The following is an 18,571-nucleotide window of genomic DNA, read 5'->3' on the forward strand; positions in this document are numbered from 1 at the left end:
GGCTTACTCCATCTCCTTGCGCGCGTTACGCACGTTCCAGACGAGGATCGGCGTAACAAGCAACATGATCACCATGGCCGAGGCGGATCCGACGCCCCAGTCATTGGCCCGGAAAAGCTTGTCGTACATGTAGTTTGCCAGCACCTGCGTCTCCCACTGGCCGTTGGTCATGGCAAAGACGATGTCGAACACTTTGAGAACGGTGATCGTAATCGTCGTCCAAACAACAAGGATCGTGGTTTTGATCTGCGGTACCTTGATCTTGAAGAAGATCTGAAAGGGATTGGCCCCATCCAAAATGGCCGCCTCGATGGTTTCTTCGGGAATACCGCGCAAGGCCGCCGACAGGATGACCATCGCGAAACCCGTCTGTATCCAGATCAGGACAACCATCAGAAAGAAACTGTTCCAGAAAGGGATTGTTAACCACGTGTTGGGTTCGGTTCCGCCGAAGAAGATGTACAGCGCGTTCAGGATGCCTATCTGGTCCTGTTCCGCTGGTCGCGCATCATAAACCAGTTTCCAGATCACCGATGCACCAACAAATGAAATGGCCATCGGCATGAAAATCAAGGATTTGGCAAAGTTCCCCCAGAGGATGCGGTCGGTCAGTTGCGCCACGAGAAGACCAAAAGCCGTTGACATGGCCGGCACGACGATCAGCCAGAACATGTTGTTGCGCATGGCTTCCCAAAACTTCGGCTCGGCCGCCATTTGGGAATAGTTGTCCAGGCCAACCCAGCGGTATCCGCCACCGGGCACGCGTTCCGTAAGCGAAAGGCGCAAGGTTTCAACCACCGGATACGCCAGATACAGCCCCAATGCAGCAAGCGCCGGGAACAGGAACAACCACGGGCGGATCAAGTTCGCCCGATTGATGTTTCGGCCCGCATTTGGCCCGCGCGGCGGAAACAGGACTTTGTCCAGAAACTGGTTGGAAAGATAGAAGTAGCCCACGCAACCCGACACGCCGATGGCGATCGTCAGCAGGCCTTGTAGTGCGGGTGTCATGATACGCCCATCCGTTTGGCAAACGGGGCGGCCTCAGGACCGCCCCATGAGTTGGTCACTTGATTGCGTCCCAGGACGCCTGGATTTCACGTGCCACGGTGGCTGCATCTTTTGCACCCGACGAGTAATCGACCATCCCGGTCCAAAACGTACCCGCCCCGACCGCACCGGGCATCAGGTCGGACCCGTCAAAGCGGAAGGTCGTTGCGTTGGTCAGAATTTCGCCCTGCCCCCGCTGTGCATCATTCGAATAGTTCGCCGGGTCTGCACCCAGATGGGGCGTCAGGAAACCATCCTGCGACATCATGATCTCATGGGCGAAAGGTGTCTTGAGGAACTCCAGAAAGGCTTCGGCTGCGGGGTTTGGGTTGGTGATTGTGAACAATGTCCCGGCCCCAAGTACCGGTGTCCCCAAATCTTTTTCGGCATAAGCCGGGAAGTAGAAGAAATCAGCATCCACCCCCAATTCGGTGCCTTCCGGAAAATAGGCGGGAATAAACGAAGCCTGACGATGCATCATGCAAGCGGGCGGGCTATCGAAAAGACCTTTGGGGCTGTCACGGAAATCGATTGCCGCTGTGTCGTCTGCGTCACCCACCACATAGTCGTCATTGCGGGTAAAGCTGCCATATTCCTCAATCGCGGCTATGACGCGGGGATCATTGAACTTCATTTCGTTCGACACCCATTGGTCATAGACTTCAGGTGGTTGCGTACGCAGCATAAGATCCTCGACCCAGTCCGTCGCAGGCCAACCCGTTGCGCCGCCCGAGGCCAGACCGACGCACAAGGGCGTTTCGCCGTCCTCGACCATCTGATCCATCAGAGCTTTGAACTCTTCCATGGTTTCGGGCACTTCATACCCAAAGTCTTCGAAATTTTCGGGCACGTACCAAACCAGCGATTTGACGTTCACATTGAAGAAGAACCCGTAAAAATCGTCAGACCCTTCTGCGTTTTCAAACGTACCCAGATCGACCCAGGATTGACCCGCAGCGAAGTTTTCCTTGATCCAGTCCGCAGTGCCTTCGGCCAATGGCGTCAGATAGCCCTGTTTTGCGAGGTTTGCCGCCAGACCAGGCTGCGGGAAAACAGTCAGATTCGGCGCCGAGCCTGCGGCCGCATCAATCAGGATCTGCTGTTCCAGAGAATCCGAACCCACATAGCTGGAATTCGCGCCTGTTGCCTCATCGAAATAGGCCACGAGGTTTTCGAAGGACTTGCCCTCGCCAGCCAGCCAGGGGCCGAAAATGGTCAGGCTTTCGCCGGACAGATCATTCGCTTCGGCAAAGGCCTGAAACCCATCCCAGTCAAAACTGCCCTCGCCGACGGCATGGATCATCTCACCCTCTGCCTGAACTGATCCGGCCATCAGGGCGAGTGCCGCCGCACCTGCGTAAAGCCCGTGTTTCATCAAATCCTCCTCCCAAGCTTTCATGTATTCAAAGACTCGCTTTCAAAGCGCTTTGGATGATGTGTGTTATCCGCTAACATTGGCGCCCTGTCAATATTTTGCTTCCCAGCGCCAAAATAAATTATATTTTCTGCTTTCAACGCAAAACAAGTTGACGGATGCCGTATTTGCTCACAAAACAAAAAAGAGCCACTCAATTGAAGGCGCTTTGAATCGTAATATGAACCTGAAGCAGCTCTCGGAAGTTCTGGGCCTTTCGCAAACTACGGTCAGCCGGGCGCTGAACGGGTACCCCGAAGTGAGCGAGGACACACGTGCGCGCGTTCAAGCCGCGGCGCGCAAACACGGGTACCGGCCGAACAGTCGCGCCAAGGGGCTTGCGACCGGACGATCGATGGTGATCGGCCACGTCATTCCCAGCTCGTCCCGGCATGAAATGGTCAACCCGATCTTCGGAGACTTCGTCGCCGGTGCCGCAAAGAAATACGCTGAACATGGCTATGACATGATGTTCACCAATGCCGACGACACTTCGATTGAAGAAGCGTATCGGAGTCTTTTTCAGCGCGGCGCGGTGGACGGAGTCGTGCTGCAAGGCCCCAAAGTGAACGAACCACGGATCGAAGTCCTGACCCGCATGGGCGTCCCATTCATCGTGCACGGACGGTCGACCGGCGTCGACGCGCAATATGACTGGATCGACGTCAACAACAAAAGTTCGTTCATGCGCGCCACACGCTTTCTGATTGACCTTGGCCATCGCCGTATCGCTCTGATCAACGGTCTGGAAGATATGGATTTTGCCCAACGCCGCCGCGACGGATATCTTGAGGCGCTTGGTCAGGCCGGGCTTGCGCCCGATGCCGATCTGATGCGCAGCGCTGAAATGACAGAGGTTTACGGCCATCACGAGACGCAGAACATGTTGCGCCTGGACACCCCTCCGACTGCGATTCTGTGTTCGTCGATGATATCCGCCATCGGTGTGCGGCGTGCGCTGTCCGAAAACGGGCTTGAGATGGGTACGGATGTGTCAGTGATCGCCCATGACGACGACCTGTCCTATTTGAAGAACGGGCAGGATGTTCCGATTTTCACGGCAACGCGCTCATCCGTCCGTCAGGCGGGTGAAATGGCGGCTGACATGTTGATCCAGCGCATCAAATCCCCGAATGATCCCGTCAAAACCCGGCTGCTGGAGGCCGAGCTGGTCGTTGGCAGGTCAACCGGCCCTGCGACCAACAGGGTGCAACCATGAAACACGCACGCGCTGATTTTCCCAAAGATTTTCTCTTTGGTGTTGCCACCTCTGCGTACCAGATTGAAGGCCACGCGCAGGGCGGGGCGGGGCGAACTCATTGGGATACCTTTGCGGCGTCGCCAGGCAACGTGGTGCGCGGGGAAAACGGAGACGTCGCCTGCGATCACCTGAACCGGTTCGAGCAGGATTTCGATCTGGTGCGCGAGGCCGGGTTTGACTGTTATCGTTTTTCGACCAGCTGGGCACGCGTGCTGCCGGACGGGCGTGGTCAGGTCAATCAGGCCGGGCTGGACTATTATGACCGATTGGCGGACGCCCTGCTGGAACGCGGTATCCGCCCCTGTGTGACGCTTTATCATTGGGAATTGCCGTCAGCGCTTGCGGATCAGGGCGGATGGTGCAATCGCGATATCGCGGATTGGTTCGCGGATTATACGCAGGTCATCATGGGTCGGATCGGAGACCGGATGTTCAGTGCCGCGCCGATCAACGAACCCTGGTGTGTCAGTTGGCTGAGCCATTTTGAAGGCCACCATGCGCCCGGTCTGCGCGATATCCGCGCCGCCGCCCGGGCGATGCATCACGTTTTGTTGGCCCACGGGCGGGCGATTCAGGCCATGCGCAGTCTTGGGATGGGCAATCTGGGTGCCGTGTTCAACCTCGAATGGTCCGAGCCCGCGGATGACAGCGCGGAAGCGCGGCTTGCGGCAGATCGCTACGATGCGATCTACAACCGATTCTTCCTTGGCGGTGTTTTCAACAAGGAATATCCCCAAACAGCCCTGGAGGGGTTGGAGCCACACTTGCCCAAGAGCTGGCAGAACGACTTTGAAACCATCGGCACACAGGTCGATTGGTGCGGGTTGAACTACTATACCCGAAAATTGATTGCCCCGGCGGACGCCGCCTGGCCCAGCCTGCAAGAGGTTCCCGGACCGTTACCCAAAACGCAGATGGGATGGGAAATCGATCCCTCTGCCCTCACCCGCTTTCTTGTCAGAACACGGAAAGACTATACGGGGGCGCTGCCAATCTATATCACCGAAAACGGTATGGCGAGTGAGGAGCGCGTGCGGGACGATGATCGTATCGATTATCTCGACAAGCACCTTGCGGCCGTGCTGGACGCTTTGGCACAAGGTGTTCCGGTGAATGGCTATTTTGTCTGGTCGCTGCTGGACAATTATGAATGGGCCTTCGGGTACGAGAAGAGGTTTGGACTGGTGGACGTGGATTTCGAAACACTTGCGAGAACGCCCAAAGCGTCTTTCATGGCGCTGAAATCCGCCCTGTCCGGGGGTCAGAGCGTCTCTCAGCCGTTAGCGCAACCATTCGGTGCCGTGCATGAGCATTGGAATCTGGTCGCGGATATCGGCGGTACGAACACACGTCTGGGCGTCGTCACGAACGGAGAATTGGCAGACCTTCGGAAACACCCGACAGGTACATTGGAAGACCTGCTGGAGGCGTTCCATGACCTTAGGGACGAGATCGGAACCAACCCACAGGCCGTCGTAGCAGCCGGAGCCGGGCCGGTCAGGGACGGAACGATTCAGCTGACAAATGCAAACCTGGATCTTTCGGAAACCGAGTTGGCGAAAGCAACAGGAGCAGAGCGCACCTTTGTCATAAATGATTTCACCGCTGCGGCGTGGTCGGTGGCCGAGGTGACCCGGTCGGATGTTGCGGTCTTGCAGGGTCAGGCAACGCCGCCCGCAGGCACACGGCTGGTTGTAGGGCCCGGAACCGGGCTTGGCGTTGGTGCGTTGCTATATTCCGAAGGCAGGTATCACACGGTTTCCGGCGAAGGCGGGCACGTGGGCCTGTACCCGCGCCATCGCGACGAAGTTGATATCTTTGAGGCGGCACGTCGCATCGCACCGGGTTGCTTCTTTGGGGACAGCCTGGCGCTGGAAGCAGAAATGTTCCTAAGCGGAACCGGCCTGCCGATCCTGTATCAGGCGGTTGAATTGGCAGCCGGTCAAGCGCGAACTCAGGCGCGCTCTGCAAAGGACATTCTGAACGATGCCCGCAACGGCACCGATCTGGTCGCCGAAAAAGCCGCGCAGATTTTTACCACCCATCTGGGTGCCTTGATGGGTGATCTGGCGGTCACCTTGATGCCGGAGGGGGGCGTTTTCCTTGTCGGCGGCGTTGCCGAGAAGAACCGCTGGCTATTCAGTGACAACTTCAAGGATGCGTTCAACGGCGGCGGCCGCTTCAGCGATTTACGCCGCTCCCTGAACCTATACGTGTCCGAACAGGCAGAGTTCGGGATCATCGGCGCAAACAACTTCTGCAAGAACGCGCTGAGACAATAACCAGACTAACCGAAGTTTCTTACCAAAAAGGACCAAGACATGATCCTGTGCTGTGGTGAAGCGCTGATAGATATGATTTCAGAACCGACCGCATCGGGCGCAATTGGTTTTGTGCCACATACTGGTGGTGCGGTTCTGAACACAGCCGTCGCGATGGGACGTCTGGGTGTTCCGGTTGGGATGCTGACAGGTTTGTCATCGGACATGTTCGGCCAACAACTGATCGATGCGCTGAAAGCGAGCCATGTGGACACGACACATGTGATCATCTCGGACCGTCCCACCACGCTTGCCTTTGTGCAGCTCTCGGATGGACACGCGACTTACAGCTTTGTCGATGAAAACACCGCGGGCCGGATGTTGCTGCCCGAAGACATGCCCGATCAGCTTCCTGCCGTCTCTGCCCTGTATCTCGGTGGAATCAGCCTTGCGTGTGAACCTTGCGCAGATGCCTATGCCGCCCTTCTGGACCGCCACGGTTCCGACCGGGCAGTGATGCTGGACCCGAATATCCGCCCGGATTTCATCAAGGATCAAACCCGATTTCGGACGCGTTTGAACCGCATGATCTCGCGTGCGGATATCGTCAAGGTTTCAGACGAGGACCTGGACTGGATCATTCCGGGCGCTGAAGCCGAATCCGCAAAAGCGTCTGTGCTGTTGCAGGCGGGTCCTTCCGTTGTCATCGTCACGCGTGGCAGTGACGGGGCGCACGGTTACCTGGCGGATGGTTCCGAAGTCTCGGTTCCTGTGAAACCCGTTGAAGTGGTCGATACGATCGGCGCAGGTGACACGTTCAACGCCGGCGTTCTGACCGAGCTCAGCCGCGCAGGGCATCTGACCAAGTCAGGTCTGCGCGGATTGACGGTTGAAAGCCTGCAAGCAGCCATGGAACTGGGCGCTGACGTCGCGGCCGTGACCGTTTCCCGAGCCGGGGCGGAACCCCCTTGGGCGCACGAACTTTGATCTGCTGGATGGCATGATGAAACGATCCGAAATCAACCACATCAAGCCCTAGGCCCAGACGTTCATTCAATCTTTCGGCGCCGCGTAGCCGCTCTTTGCGGATTGATCGCCCGAGAAAATGCGCATCTCTTTGGTCGAAACTGTCCGCAGCCGCAGGCTGGGATGGAACATTACCAATTACGCACAAGGCCATTTCGACGAACATTGCCTATTCCCGTTCACTCTACGCAATGGTTAGACGAAGGATCTGAAATCCGGGCGTGGGATGCTCTGTGCAGAAAACTGTTGATCTTTAAAGACAATCAGCTTTCTCCGATGCACCGGCATATTATCAAGGCAGAAGACATCATCAACCGGGGCGGCGGCGATCTCGTTCTGGAAATTCATGCGTCGGATCCAAACGGTGGCGTCGACCGCGACAACCCGGTGACGGTCCCCAGCGATGCCTGCCCTGTAACCTTGCAACCCCAAGAGTACGTGCGGCTGAAGCCGAGGCAAAGCGTAACTCTGATGCCCGGCATCTGGCACGCTTTTTGGGCCGAGCGCGGCGATTGCCTTATTGGCGAGGTATCGACCGTGAATAACGACCGCACCGACATTGGGTTTGAAAAGCCAATTCCACGGTTTTCAAAGGTCGAGAAAGATTCCGAACCGGATTTCCTTCTTGTATCAGACTATTGACACCGTTCGGTCCGGGCTGGCGCAGCAGGACAGCTGGGTCAGCTGTCGCAATTCCATCTACCAACGCCTTCGTCTGCCGCTTGACAAGTCTGGCATTGCCGGACTAGCTGAGCGGGATGGTTCCATAAGGGATGAAAATGGGAACACGGTGCGGCACTGGAATGTGCCAAGTCCGTGACTGCCCCCGCAACTGTAAGCGGTGAGCGACGCCACTTCACCACTGACCCGCATGGGTTGGGAAGGTCGGCCAAGCAACGACCCGCAAGTCAGGAGACCTGCCATCGCACTATGAACCAACCCGAGGCGGGGCGTCTCGGAAGGAGGCTTGATGGCGCGTTTGCGTAATATCTGGGTATGTGCCCTCTGTCTGCGTCTGGCAAACGACGGAGATGGCTATGACCTGCTATTCTGATCACTTTGTTCTGATCTGTTCAACATGTCAGGGGGCGATGTCTGCCGAGGCCGCGCAAGACGTGCTGAATGCCCGGTTGCCTGACGGTTTTGAAACCCGAATGGTGGCGTGCATGGCAGGTTGTGAACGGGCCATGACCGTCGGATTTCAGGCCCCGGGAAAAGCGCAGTACCTGTTTGGCGATATCACGACATCACACGACCTGTCCGCCCTGGTCGAATTCGCGACCCAGTTCGGCGACAGTGACGATGGCTGGACCAGCGCCTCGGACCGCCCCCCTGCCCTTTTCGCAAAGACCTTGTCGCGAATACCCGCATTGCCGTCCGGTGGCGCTTCATGAGTTTTCTGGTTGCCGAGAATTTGGAGTACTATGCTCTTAATGGCGATATCCTGTTGCAGGATGTGTCCTTTCGTCTGGAAGAAGGATCAATTCTGGCAATCGCCGGGCCTAACGGCGCCGGCAAGACCACTCTGCTGAAACTGCTGTGCGGGATCGAACGGGTTATCTTGGGTGATGTTTGGATAGAAGGCCAAAGCCTTCGGACCCTGTCCGCCCGCCAACGTGCCCGCTCCATTGCTGTGGTCGGGCAGCAGGAAATGCCTGACGGGCGGATGCGCCTGCAAGATTATGTTGCGCTGGGGCAAATCCCGATTCAGGGCGAACGTTCGATGGCTCAGCACAAGGCTGATCTGGAACGGGTTCTGACGACGACCGAGCTGTCGCATTTTGCCAACAAAACGATGGGTCAACTGTCCGGCGGAGAACGTCAGCGCGCACATATCGCGCGCGCGTTGGCCCAGAACCCGTCCTTGCTGTTTCTAGACGAGCCAACCAACCATCTGGACCCCGATGCCAAGGGGCACATGCTGTCTCTGGTTGCTGATCTGGGGGTAACGGTCGTCATGATCGTCCATGATCTGGTCATGATCCCGGAATTCGCCACCCATGTGGCGCTGATGAAAGCCACGCGTCTGACGGGGTTCGGGCCTGTTGTCGAAGTTCTGACCCCAGACCGGGTACGTGAGACATTCGGCGTGGATTATCTGTGCTTTCAGCACGAAGGCCGCATGATCCCCGCACTGGATATCCGAAAACGGAAACTGTCATAATAACAGGAACTTAAATATGATGCAGAAACTTTGGCCGGTGGTTGTTTTCGCTGGCTTGGCAGGTGGCGCGGCAGCGGAAGCCGTCACCGTGGACAATTGCGGCGAACCGCTGGCTTTTGACTCGGCGCCGGAACGTCTGGTCGTGCATGACATGAACATGACGGATATGGCCTTTGCGCTCGGCCTTCAGGACAAGATCGTGGGGCTTACCGGAATTACCGGCTGGTACAAAACAAGCCCTGATTTTGATGCTCAGCGTGGCGATATCCCAGAGCTTGCCCCCAAATACCCGACCATTGAAAACCTTGTGGCCGTCGAACCCGATCTGTTTTTTGCCGGTTGGTACTATGGCATGAAACCCGGCGGTGACGTCACGCCCGACACACTGGAACCTTTTGGTATCAAGACCATGATCCTGACCGAAAGCTGCGTGCATCTGGACAAGGATCGCCCCGAGGCCAGCATGAACCTGTTGTTTGATGACGTTCTGCGTCTGGGCAAGGTCATGCATGTCGAAGACAAGGCCGAGGCGCTGGTTGCCGGCTGGAAAGACAAATTGTCAGCCATCGAAGCAAAAACAGCCGATATGGCAAAGCCCCGCGTATTCCTGTTGGACGGACCGGCCGATGCTCCATTCACCGCCGGCAAGTTCGCCATTCCCGATGCGATGATCACAGCGGCGGGTGGCGCGAACGTGACGCATGATCTGGATACCAGCTGGGGTCGCACGTCGTGGGAGGCCGTCGCCGCGGCTAACCCGGAATTTCTGGTGCTGCTCGACTATCAGTCCGGCAACGGCGCAGAGGACGCTTTCCAGTTCCTCAAGGATCACCCGGTAATGTCACAAACGGACGCGGTAAAGAACGAGCGCTGGATTGGCCTGCGTTACGAGGAACTGACGCCCGGTCCGGCAAATATCGAGGCGATCGAGAAGATGGCGAAGGCGATGCACCCGGAGATCAACTGATATGGTCCAATTGGGCCGTTTGATTTTGCTGGGGGCGGTTGTTCTGACCGCCCTTTTGCTGTTGTCCATCGTCTACGGGACCACCCCAATCCCCGTGCGCGAAGTTTTTTCGGCCATCGGCCTTGGAACCGGTCTGGTGGACGGAGACATGTCGCCTTTGCACCGGATCGTCTTCGACCTTCGCCTGCCCCGCGCCCTGTTTGCCGCCGTGATTGGTGCGGGACTGGGCGTCGTTGGTGTTGTTTTGCAAACAACGACGCGAAACGATCTGGCAGATCCGTTTCTGTTCGGTCTGTCCTCTGGTGCTGCTGCTGGCGCCGTTCTGGTGATCACCGTCACGGGGGATGTCCTGGGAATCTGGACGTTGCCGCTGGCGGCGTTTTGCGGCGGTCTGATCGCATCCGGCATCGTTCTGGCGCTGGTTCAGGGCTTGCGTACGAGCGCACCCGAAAAACTGATCCTTGCTGGCCTGGCGGTGTCCTTTCTGTTTTCCGCGATCACCAATTACCTGATTTTCTCTGGCGACAATCGCGCTGCGCATTCGGTGATATTCTGGATGCTTGGCGGTCTGGGGCTGGCAAGATGGGAAACCTTCCCGCTTGTCCTGATCGGATTGGGCCTGATCCTGAGCTATTCGCTTTACCGCAGCCGGTGGCTTGACGCGCTGCTGACCGGGGATTTCACAGCCTCGTCACTGGGAATTCCCGTTCAGGGCCTGCGGTTCAGCATGTTCTTCGTGGCCGCGTTGGCGACGGCCAGTTTCGTATCCGTTGCCGGTGTCATCGGCTTCGTCGGGCTGATGGTGCCTCATATTGCACGCGGCATCGCCGGAACTCTGCATCGAAACCTGCTGATCGTCTCGGCCATCGTGGGCGCCATTCTGCTGACACTCTCTGATATCTTGTCACGCCTTCTTCTGGCTCCGCAGGAGTTGCCCGTCGGAATCGTCACAACGTCAATAGGATCACTTTTTGTCTTTTTGTATTTGTTCAAATCCGATCGCGGGAACTAGTTTTCAAAGGTTGCGCAACACTGTCATTTCTCGACATTGATGAGGTCAAGCAGTTCTGCGTGCAGTTCAGGGGTTGCGGCGGAAACGACCGCGCCATCTGAATCGAGGGTCAAAGCGTGCCCCTGCCAATCGGTCATCACGCCGCCAGCAGCCGTGATCAGAGGTGAGAGCGCCAGATAGTCATAAGGTTGCAGATCGTAATCCACCACAGCATCGACATGGCCCGAAGCAAGCAAGGCATGGGGGTAACAATCATAGGCAAATCGGCGCGTCTGCCCTGCATTCATCAGCCGGCTGAACAGGTCAGGATGATCGCGATAAATCTTGTCCCCTTCGTTCACATACAAAACCGATTGATCCAGACGCGTGGTGTGCGACACCTTTATCGGTCGCCCGTTCAGGCTGGCGCCGTCACCAACCACACCCAAATAGGTCTCATGCAAGGCCTGCATTCCGACCAGCCCCAACCGAGGGCGCCCATCCACAAGGTGCGCCAAAAGAAACCCGAACAAAGGATGACCGGACAGAAACGAACGGGTTCCGTCAATCGGGTCAATCACCCACATATGACGCCCGTCGCCTGCTTCTTGCCCGTGCTCTTCGCCAAAGATGCCGTGCGTGGGAAAATGCTGTTTCAAGTAGGTGCGTACTTCTGCCTCAACTGCCTTGTCGGCCTGCGTCACCGGGCTTTCATCCTGCTTGAATTCAATGCCCAAAGATCCCCGGAAAAACCGCATCGCGGACTCCGAGGCAATATCCGCAATCTTCATCGCATGCTCAGTCAACGCATCTGGGGTTACCATTTCCGGTCCTTTCGGCTGAAGTCATCCAATCTCCGACGGATGAAAGGTTGTTTGCCCTGAAAGCTGAATGAGAAGTCTTGCAGTTCAGTTTTCAGATGGGCATGAGGTGTGACAATACTGAAACTTTATCAATGGCTTATGGATCGAAATCCGTCAGATTCAACGAACACTCGGACACTCGGGGCGGATTTGCCCTGTTTGCATGCTTTCCCCATATGTTCCGATCGCCGTGCGTGTGTCGGTAGATCTGCTCTTGCACCCTCGGGTCAGGTCTTCACCCGGCTCATCTGCGGGTCGTAAAGCGGTTGCAGCGTCACTTCGCAAGGAACCCTCTGAGTGGCGACATCCAATTCATATGTCCCTGATGTGACGTATTGTGCGTCGACACCGTTGGCGTTTCGGATGTAACCGTAGCCGATCGACTTTTCGACGGTGTAACCATAGCCGCCCGAAGTCAGCCATCCGACCCTTTCGCCATTCCGATAGATCGTTTCACGCCCCAGAAGAACAACCTCGGGGTCAACCGTGAAACATGCCAGCATCTTCTTTACGCCGCCGGTTTTTTGCGCCTCAGAGGCGGCGCGCCCTTTGAAATCAATATTTTTCCGGAGTTTCACGGCCCAGCCCAAGCCGCTTTCGAACGGCGTATGATCCGGCCCGATATCCGAGCCCCAGGCGCGATAGCCTTTTTCAAGACGCAGCGATTCAATCGCCCTGTAGCCCGCATTGATCAATCCATGCGGGCGCCCTGCCTCCATCAAGGCGTCATACACGGTTTGTGCATATTCCACCGGCAGGTGCAGTTCCCAGCCCAGTTCACCCACATAAGTCACGCGCAGCGCCTTAACCGGGCACCCGGCGATGCCGATGGTGCGGATCGTGCCAAACTTGAACCCGCTGTTCGAGACGTCATCGCGCGTCACCGGCGCCAGAATCTCACGTGATTTTGGCCCCATCAATGACAGAACCGCATTCGATGAGGTGATATCGAAAAGCTGGCAATTCATGCCCTCGGGAATGCTGCGGTTGATCCAGTCGAAGTCATGGGTGGCATAGCCGGTGCCGGTGACGATATAGAACTCATCATGGGCCACGCGCCCAACGGTCAGGTCACACTCGATCCCGCCCTTGTCGTTCAGCATCTGGGTGTAGGCAAGCGCGCCAACCGGCTTGTCCACATCATTGGCGCAGATCCAGTTCAACGCTGCCAAAGCATCCGGACCCTTGAGGGCGAATTTGGCGAAAGAGGTCTGATCGAACAACACAGCCGCTTCACGTGCCGCTTTATGTTCCCGCCCGACGGCATCGAACCAGTTCTGGCGGCCAAAGCTGTATTCATCCTTGGGCACCTCGCCCTTTGACGCGTCCGCGTACCAGTTGGGGCGTTCCCAGCCCAGTTTCTCGCCAAAACACGCGCCCTGCTTTTTCAGCGTGTCATAAAGCGGCGATTTTCGGCAGGGGCGGCCCGAGTCATGTTCCTCATGCGGCCAACCCATCGTGTAGTGTTTGCCATATGCCTCGACGGTACGGGTGCGAACCCAGTCGGTGTCGAAATGCGGGCGGCCAAAGCGACGGATATCGGCAGACCACAAATCGAAGGGCGGCTCGCCCTTATGCACCCATTCCGCCAGCGCCATGCCCGCACCACCGCCAGCCGCGATGCCAAAGGCATTGAAGCCAGCACCGACGAAGAAGTTCCTCAACTCGGGCGCTTCGCCGATGATGAAATTGCCGTCAGGCGTGAAGCTTTCCGGCCCGTTGGTCAGCGTCTTGACGCCAGCGTTCTCCAACGCGGGCACGCGACCCAGCGCAAGTTCCATAAGCTGTTCGAAATGATCGAAGTTGCTGTCAAGAAGGGTATAGTGGAAGCCTTGCGGTATACCCTTGGTGGCCCAGGGGATCGGGTTCGGCTCATAGCCGCCCATGACCAGACCTCCGACTTCTTCCTTGTAGTAAGTCAGCCGGTCGGGATCGCGCAGAGTGGGCAGATTGCCGGGCACGTCGAAAGGTTCAGTCACCATGTACTGGTGCTCCATCGGAACCAGAGGAACGTTGACGCCAAAGCGGCTGGCAAAGGTGCGGGACCATTGCCCGGCGCAGCAGATCACCTTTTCACACTCGATCCGACCTTGTTCGGTGATAACCGCGCGAATTTTGCCATCTTCGATCTCGATATCGGTGACTTTGGTATCTTCGAATATCTTCGCTCCGGCCATGCGGGCGCCCTTGGCCAATGCCTGCGTGATATCTGACGGATTGGCCTGACCGTCTGTCGGCAGGTAAGCCGCGCCGATCACGTCAGAGACATCCATCAAGGGCCACAGCTCCTGCGCCTCGGATGGGGTCAGAAGCTGCATGTCCAGACCAAAGGAATGCGCCGTAGTGGCCTGGCGTTTCACTTCGGTCCAGCGCTCTTCGTTGCAGGCCAGACGCAAGCCGCCGTTCATCTTCCAGCCAGTGCCAAGCCCTGTTTCCTCTTCGATCTTGTTGTACAGATCGACGGAATAACCCAGCAATTGCGTGACATTGGCGTTCGAACGCAACTGCCCCACCAGACCCGCTGCGTGAAACGTGGTGCCCGAGGTCAGTTTCTTGCGCTCCAGCAGCACCGTATCCGTCCAGCCCAGCTTGGCCAGGTGATAGGCGGTCGAGCAGCCGATGATCCCGCCACCGATAATGACGGCTTTGGCTGTATTCGGAAGGTCGGTCATGTCTGTCCTCAGGTATTTTTGAAATCGGTAAGGGCTGCGCAGAACCGCGCCAGGTTTTCAGCTGTGTAGGCTGCGTAATCAAAGTCGATATCCGAGGTGATCTCGGACACCATGCTCCACATGGTTTCCCGCAGCAGCGAGGCACATTTCATCGCCGCATAGCGGTGGCGCAGACCGTCGGTGACCGGGGCTTCGAAATAGCTCTCCAACACCCAGTCTTCCTGTTCAGACGACAGGCCATTGTTCGACGCCAGCCCGCCCAGATCGAACAGCGGAGAATTGAACCCGGCATAGTCGAAATCGATCAGCCAAAGGCGGTTGCCGTCGTCCAGAAAATTGCCGCAGAGCAGGTCGTTATGGCCGAACACGATGTCATACGGCCTTGCCTCACGTTCCAGCAGCGTGCCTGCGTCTATCAGATCGGGGATCAGCTTTGCATGGGCGCTGTCATTCTCGGTTAGCGTTGCGGCATAGTCCCGGATGACATGGAACACCCAGAATACCAGCGACGGCCCGCGCAGGTGTTTCGGCACTTCGACATGACAGGCCTTCACCAATTCCAGAACTCGGGGCAGCATGTTCGGGTGGCGTACATCTTCTTCCGTCAATGTGCGGCTTTCGATGAATTCCAGCACTGTCAAATCGCCCGAGGAATGCAGCACGGCAGGCGACAGACCTGCCGCATTGGCTGCCTTGCTGGCGGCCAGCTCATTGAACCGCATCACCTGATGCAGGGGGATGTCGTCGCCCACACGCACCACATAAGACCCGCTGCCGTCCGTGACCTTGTAGTTCACATTGGTGATGCCACCGGTCAACGGAGTGGCCTCGATCTCTCCCTGCCAGATCGGCAGAGCGCGGATGCGGGTCATCAGGTCGGGATGGCTCATATCAACTCTCCAGTCCAAAGCGGATGCGGGCCTGGCGGGCACTGGCATTGATCAACCGATCAGCGATGATGGCGATGAAGGCAATCGACAGGCCGGCCACCAGACCGCGGCCGGTATCGGCCTTGGTCAGGGCGATATAGACCTCCTGCCCCAGATCGCGGGTGCCGACGAGGGCGGTGATCACCAGCATCGACAGCGCCAGCATGATCGTCTGATTGACGCCCAGCAGGATTTCAGGCAACGCCATCGGCAGGCGGATATGGCGCAGCAATTGCCTGCGGGTGCAGCCCGAAACCAGACCGGCCTCGATCAGCTCTTCGCTAACCGACCGTATGCCATGGGCAGCATAGCGGACCGCCGGGGCCAGCGCATAAAGAACGATGGCGATCAGCGCGGTGAAATCGCCGACCCTGAACAGCATGACGACAGGGATCAGATAAACAAAGCTGGGAAGGGTTTGCAGCGTGTCGATCAGCAGGTTGATGGCCGTTCCAGCGCGTTTGTTCAGCGCCGCCAGAACACCCAGAGGCACCCCGATCAGCGTTGCCAGAATGACCGATGCACCGCACAGATACACTGTCACCATCGCCTTTGACCACAGGCCCGACACAAGTACCAGCGAGGCCATCCCACCACACAGCAACGCCAGCCGCCAACCGCCTGCGTGCCAGCCCAGCAGGGCCAGCATCGCGATGACCCATGGCCACGGGATGCCCAGCAGAACAGTTTTGATCGGGATCATGAACCAGGTCAGGAAGAAAACCTTGATGGCCTCGAACGTGTCGAAATAGTTGACGTTCAGGTATTCGACCGTGTTGTCCCAGAACGCGCCGGTGGTAATGGTCTGACTTTCAGGATATTCCAGCAACAGAGGCGAGAACTGTCCCAGCACCCAGGTCAGCAGCATCAGGACCACAACCAGAACCGTCCGGCGATGACGCGCGATCCACGAGCCGGGGACCTCATGATGCACCTGCCCCATCCGTTCGGCAAAGGCCTGGCTCAGACGGTCGACGGCGATGGCCAGTACCACGATGGCGATGCCGGCTTCGAACCCTGCCCCAATGTCCAGACGGCGGAGCGCGGCGAGGACGTCAAAGCCCAGCCCCCCAGCCCCGATCATCGAGGCGATGATGACCATGTTCAGGGTCAGCATGATCACCTGATTGACGCCCACCATCAGGCTGTGGCTGGCCGAGGGCACAAGCACACGCCACATCAACTGCCGCCGGGTCGTGCCCGCCATGCGTCCGAAATCCAGAATCTCAGGATCCACACCTTTCAGCGCCAGCGTTGTGATCCGCACCATCGGCGGGGTCGCATAGATGATCGTCGCGACCAAGGCAGAGATCGGGCCAAAGCCAAACATGAACAGGATCGGCACCAGATAGGCAAAGATCGGGATCGTCTGCATCAGGTCCAGGATTGGTGAGATGATCTTTTCAAAAAGCGGATGGCGATAGGCGAGAATGCCCAACAGCAACCCGCCGCCCGCTCCAATCGGCACCGCGATCAGGACCGAGGCCAGCGTCACCATGGCGCTGTCCCATTGTCCGAAAACTGCAAGATAGACGAAGCAGGCCCCGACCAGAGCGGCCAATCCCCAGTCACGGCAATATTGACCCAAGGCGACAACGGCGGTGATGACCACGATCCAGCTGATCGCAGGCAGGATGACCTGCGCGTCATTTCCCTGACCGCTGACAAAGCCGTCGGCCAGCAGGGCCAATACCAGATTGTAGGGCTGCTCGATCAACCACGCGATGGCGCGGGTGACATCGGTGAAGGACACCGGCCCGATGGCGGCATCCTCGATCAGCCATGTCATCGCCGAGGAAATGTAGGTTTTGAACGGGATCACCCAGGCCGAAGGGAACTTGGTCAACCAGCGCGCATCCAGCGCCTTGCTCAAATCACGACCGAAATAGCCAAGCACGATGGTGATCAGAACAAGCAGCAGAATTGCCATCTGGCTGCGGGTCAGGCGGATCATGCCGTGTCTCCGCCGCCGAACAGCACATGCGCAACGGCCTTGCGGTCAATCGCTCCGACGGGCTGGCCATCAGCATCAACCACGGGGATCGGCGCATCTGCCGCGATAATCCGTTCCGCCACGTCCGAGATGCGCGTGGATTGAAAGATCGGATTGCCCTCGCCCACAGCGCCGGGGGTCATGACACCGCCGACGGTCAGGACCTTTGAGCGGGGGATATGTTTCGTGAATTCAGCCACATAACCGGTGGCCGGGTGCATCACCAGCTCTTCCGGCGTGGCGATCTGGATCACCTCTCCGTCCTTCATGATGGCGATGCGGTCGGCCAGGCGAACGGCCTCTTCGAAATCATGGGTGATGAAAACGATGGTCTTGTGCAACCGCTCCTGCAACCGCAGGAATTCATCCTGCATCTCGCGCCGGATCAGCGGATCGAGGGCCGAGAACGGCTCGTCCAGAAACCATAGATCAGGCTCGGTCACCAAGGAACGGGCAATGCCGACGCGCTGTTGCTGGCCGCCGGACAGCTCACGCGGGTAATAATCCTCGCGCCCCTTCAAACCGACCAGTTCCACCACCTCGCGGGCCTTGGCGTCGGCTTCGGGTTTGGGTGTGGCCTGAATCGTCAACGGAAACATCACATTCTGCAAAACGGTCAGATGCGGCAGCAACGCGAAATGCTGGAACACCATGCCCATCTTGTGACGCCGGATTTCGATCAGCTCATTCTCGCTGGCGCGCAAGAGGTCAGCATCGTCGAACAGAACTTCACCGGCGGTTGGTTCGATCAACCGGGACAAGCACCGAACCAGAGTGGATTTGCCGGACCCCGACAGGCCCATGATGACGAAAATCTCACCTTCCGAGATCTCGATATTTGCGTTGCGCACTGCGCCGATCACGCCTGCCTTGCGAATTTCTTCTGCCGTAGGTTCGGGGGTTGTCCGCAGCAACCGATCTGCGTTGGGGCCATAAAGCTTCCAGACGTTTCGGCACGACAGTTTGGTCTTGGGGGGCAT

General features: G+C 57.8%; 16 protein-coding genes, 1 pseudogene and 1 riboswitch. Of the genes and pseudogenes, 10 read left to right on the forward strand and 7 right to left on the reverse strand.

Annotated features, from left to right (window positions below; all coding sequences use genetic code 11):
- Positions 1–3 precede the first annotated feature (3 nt).
- Positions 4–1,011 carry a carbohydrate ABC transporter permease gene (locus GOW04_RS08615; RefSeq protein ID WP_171232242.1) on the reverse strand — a complete coding sequence of 336 codons (1,008 nt, stop codon included), beginning with the start codon at positions 1,009–1,011 and terminating at the stop codon, positions 4–6.
- Between the two features lie 55 nt (positions 1,012–1,066).
- Positions 1,067–2,425 carry an ABC transporter substrate-binding protein gene (locus tag GOW04_RS08620; RefSeq protein WP_171232243.1) on the reverse strand — a complete coding sequence of 453 codons (1,359 nt, stop codon included), beginning with the start codon at positions 2,423–2,425 and terminating at the stop codon, positions 1,067–1,069.
- A 220-nt stretch (positions 2,426–2,645) separates the two neighbouring features.
- Between GOW04_RS08620 and GOW04_RS08625 the strand changes: the two genes are divergently transcribed.
- From GOW04_RS08625 to GOW04_RS08660, 10 genes and pseudogenes are all read left to right on the forward strand, one after another.
- Positions 2,646–3,683 carry a LacI family DNA-binding transcriptional regulator gene (locus GOW04_RS08625; protein ID WP_171232244.1) on the forward strand — a complete coding sequence of 346 codons (1,038 nt, stop codon included), beginning with the start codon at positions 2,646–2,648 and terminating at the stop codon, positions 3,681–3,683.
- Positions 3,680–4,981, forward strand: a pseudogene (locus tag GOW04_RS21905) (GH1 family beta-glucosidase); the annotation flags it as partial. The gene GOW04_RS08625 and the pseudogene GOW04_RS21905, both read left to right, overlap by 4 nt.
- Positions 4,958–6,007, forward strand: a complete 1,050-nt coding sequence (locus GOW04_RS21910; RefSeq protein ID WP_254430116.1) for an ROK family protein — start codon at positions 4,958–4,960, stop codon at positions 6,005–6,007. The pseudogene GOW04_RS21905 and the gene GOW04_RS21910, both read left to right, overlap by 24 nt.
- A 39-nt stretch (positions 6,008–6,046) precedes the next feature.
- Entirely contained in the window at positions 6,047–6,973 is a 927-nt protein-coding gene (locus GOW04_RS08635; protein ID WP_171232246.1) for a carbohydrate kinase, read from the forward strand.
- 118 nt (positions 6,974–7,091) lie between these two features.
- On the forward strand, positions 7,092–7,211 hold the full coding sequence (locus GOW04_RS22215; RefSeq protein ID WP_371814371.1) for a D-lyxose/D-mannose family sugar isomerase: 120 nt from the start codon (positions 7,092–7,094) through the stop codon (positions 7,209–7,211).
- Between the two features lie 77 nt (positions 7,212–7,288).
- On the forward strand, positions 7,289–7,654 hold the full coding sequence (locus GOW04_RS22220) for a D-lyxose/D-mannose family sugar isomerase (protein ID WP_371814372.1): 366 nt from the start codon (positions 7,289–7,291) through the stop codon (positions 7,652–7,654).
- A 100-nt stretch (positions 7,655–7,754) separates the two neighbouring features.
- Positions 7,755–7,952, forward strand: a riboswitch (cobalamin riboswitch).
- Between the two features lie 97 nt (positions 7,953–8,049).
- Positions 8,050–8,406, forward strand: a complete 357-nt coding sequence (locus GOW04_RS08645) for a DUF1636 domain-containing protein (protein ID WP_171232247.1) — start codon at positions 8,050–8,052, stop codon at positions 8,404–8,406.
- Positions 8,403–9,176, forward strand: coding sequence for an ABC transporter ATP-binding protein (locus GOW04_RS08650; protein WP_171119227.1), 774 nt, complete (start codon positions 8,403–8,405; stop codon positions 9,174–9,176). The genes GOW04_RS08645 and GOW04_RS08650 overlap by 4 nt, the downstream gene beginning before the upstream one ends.
- Positions 9,177–9,192: 16 nt before the next feature.
- Complete coding sequence (locus tag GOW04_RS08655) at positions 9,193–10,143, forward strand: ABC transporter substrate-binding protein (protein WP_254430100.1); 951 nt, start codon at positions 9,193–9,195, stop codon at positions 10,141–10,143.
- A 1-nt stretch (position 10,144) separates the two neighbouring features.
- Entirely contained in the window at positions 10,145–11,155 is a 1,011-nt protein-coding gene (locus GOW04_RS08660) for an iron ABC transporter permease (protein ID WP_170345323.1), read from the forward strand.
- A 23-nt stretch (positions 11,156–11,178) separates the two neighbouring features.
- Here GOW04_RS08660 and GOW04_RS08665 read toward each other — a convergent pair whose 3' ends face one another.
- The 5 genes from GOW04_RS08665 to GOW04_RS08685 all read right to left on the reverse strand — a co-directional run bounded on the left by GOW04_RS08665 (position 11,179) and on the right by GOW04_RS08685 (position 18,571).
- The gene (locus tag GOW04_RS08665; RefSeq protein ID WP_171232248.1) at positions 11,179–11,958 is read right to left on the reverse strand and encodes an inositol monophosphatase family protein; all 780 of its coding nucleotides are present in this window, start codon (positions 11,956–11,958) and stop codon (positions 11,179–11,181) included.
- A 266-nt stretch (positions 11,959–12,224) separates the two neighbouring features.
- Complete coding sequence (locus GOW04_RS08670; protein ID WP_171232249.1) at positions 12,225–14,669, reverse strand: FAD-dependent oxidoreductase; 2,445 nt, start codon at positions 14,667–14,669, stop codon at positions 12,225–12,227.
- An 8-nt stretch (positions 14,670–14,677) separates the two neighbouring features.
- Positions 14,678–15,559 (reverse strand): phosphotransferase, encoded by an 882-nt coding sequence (locus GOW04_RS08675; RefSeq protein WP_217356908.1) that lies wholly within the window; start codon positions 15,557–15,559, stop codon positions 14,678–14,680.
- 1 nt (position 15,560) lies between these two features.
- Complete coding sequence (locus tag GOW04_RS08680) at positions 15,561–17,552, reverse strand: proline/glycine betaine ABC transporter permease (RefSeq protein ID WP_171232250.1); 1,992 nt, start codon at positions 17,550–17,552, stop codon at positions 15,561–15,563.
- Positions 17,549–18,571 (reverse strand): glycine betaine/L-proline ABC transporter ATP-binding protein, encoded by a 1,023-nt coding sequence (locus GOW04_RS08685; RefSeq protein ID WP_171232469.1) that lies wholly within the window; start codon positions 18,569–18,571, stop codon positions 17,549–17,551. Before GOW04_RS08685 ends, GOW04_RS08680 begins: the two co-directional genes overlap by 4 nt.

This window comes from Ruegeria sp. HKCCA4812, assembly GCF_013034245.1.
Classification (GTDB): Bacteria; Pseudomonadota; Alphaproteobacteria; order Rhodobacterales; family Rhodobacteraceae; genus Ruegeria.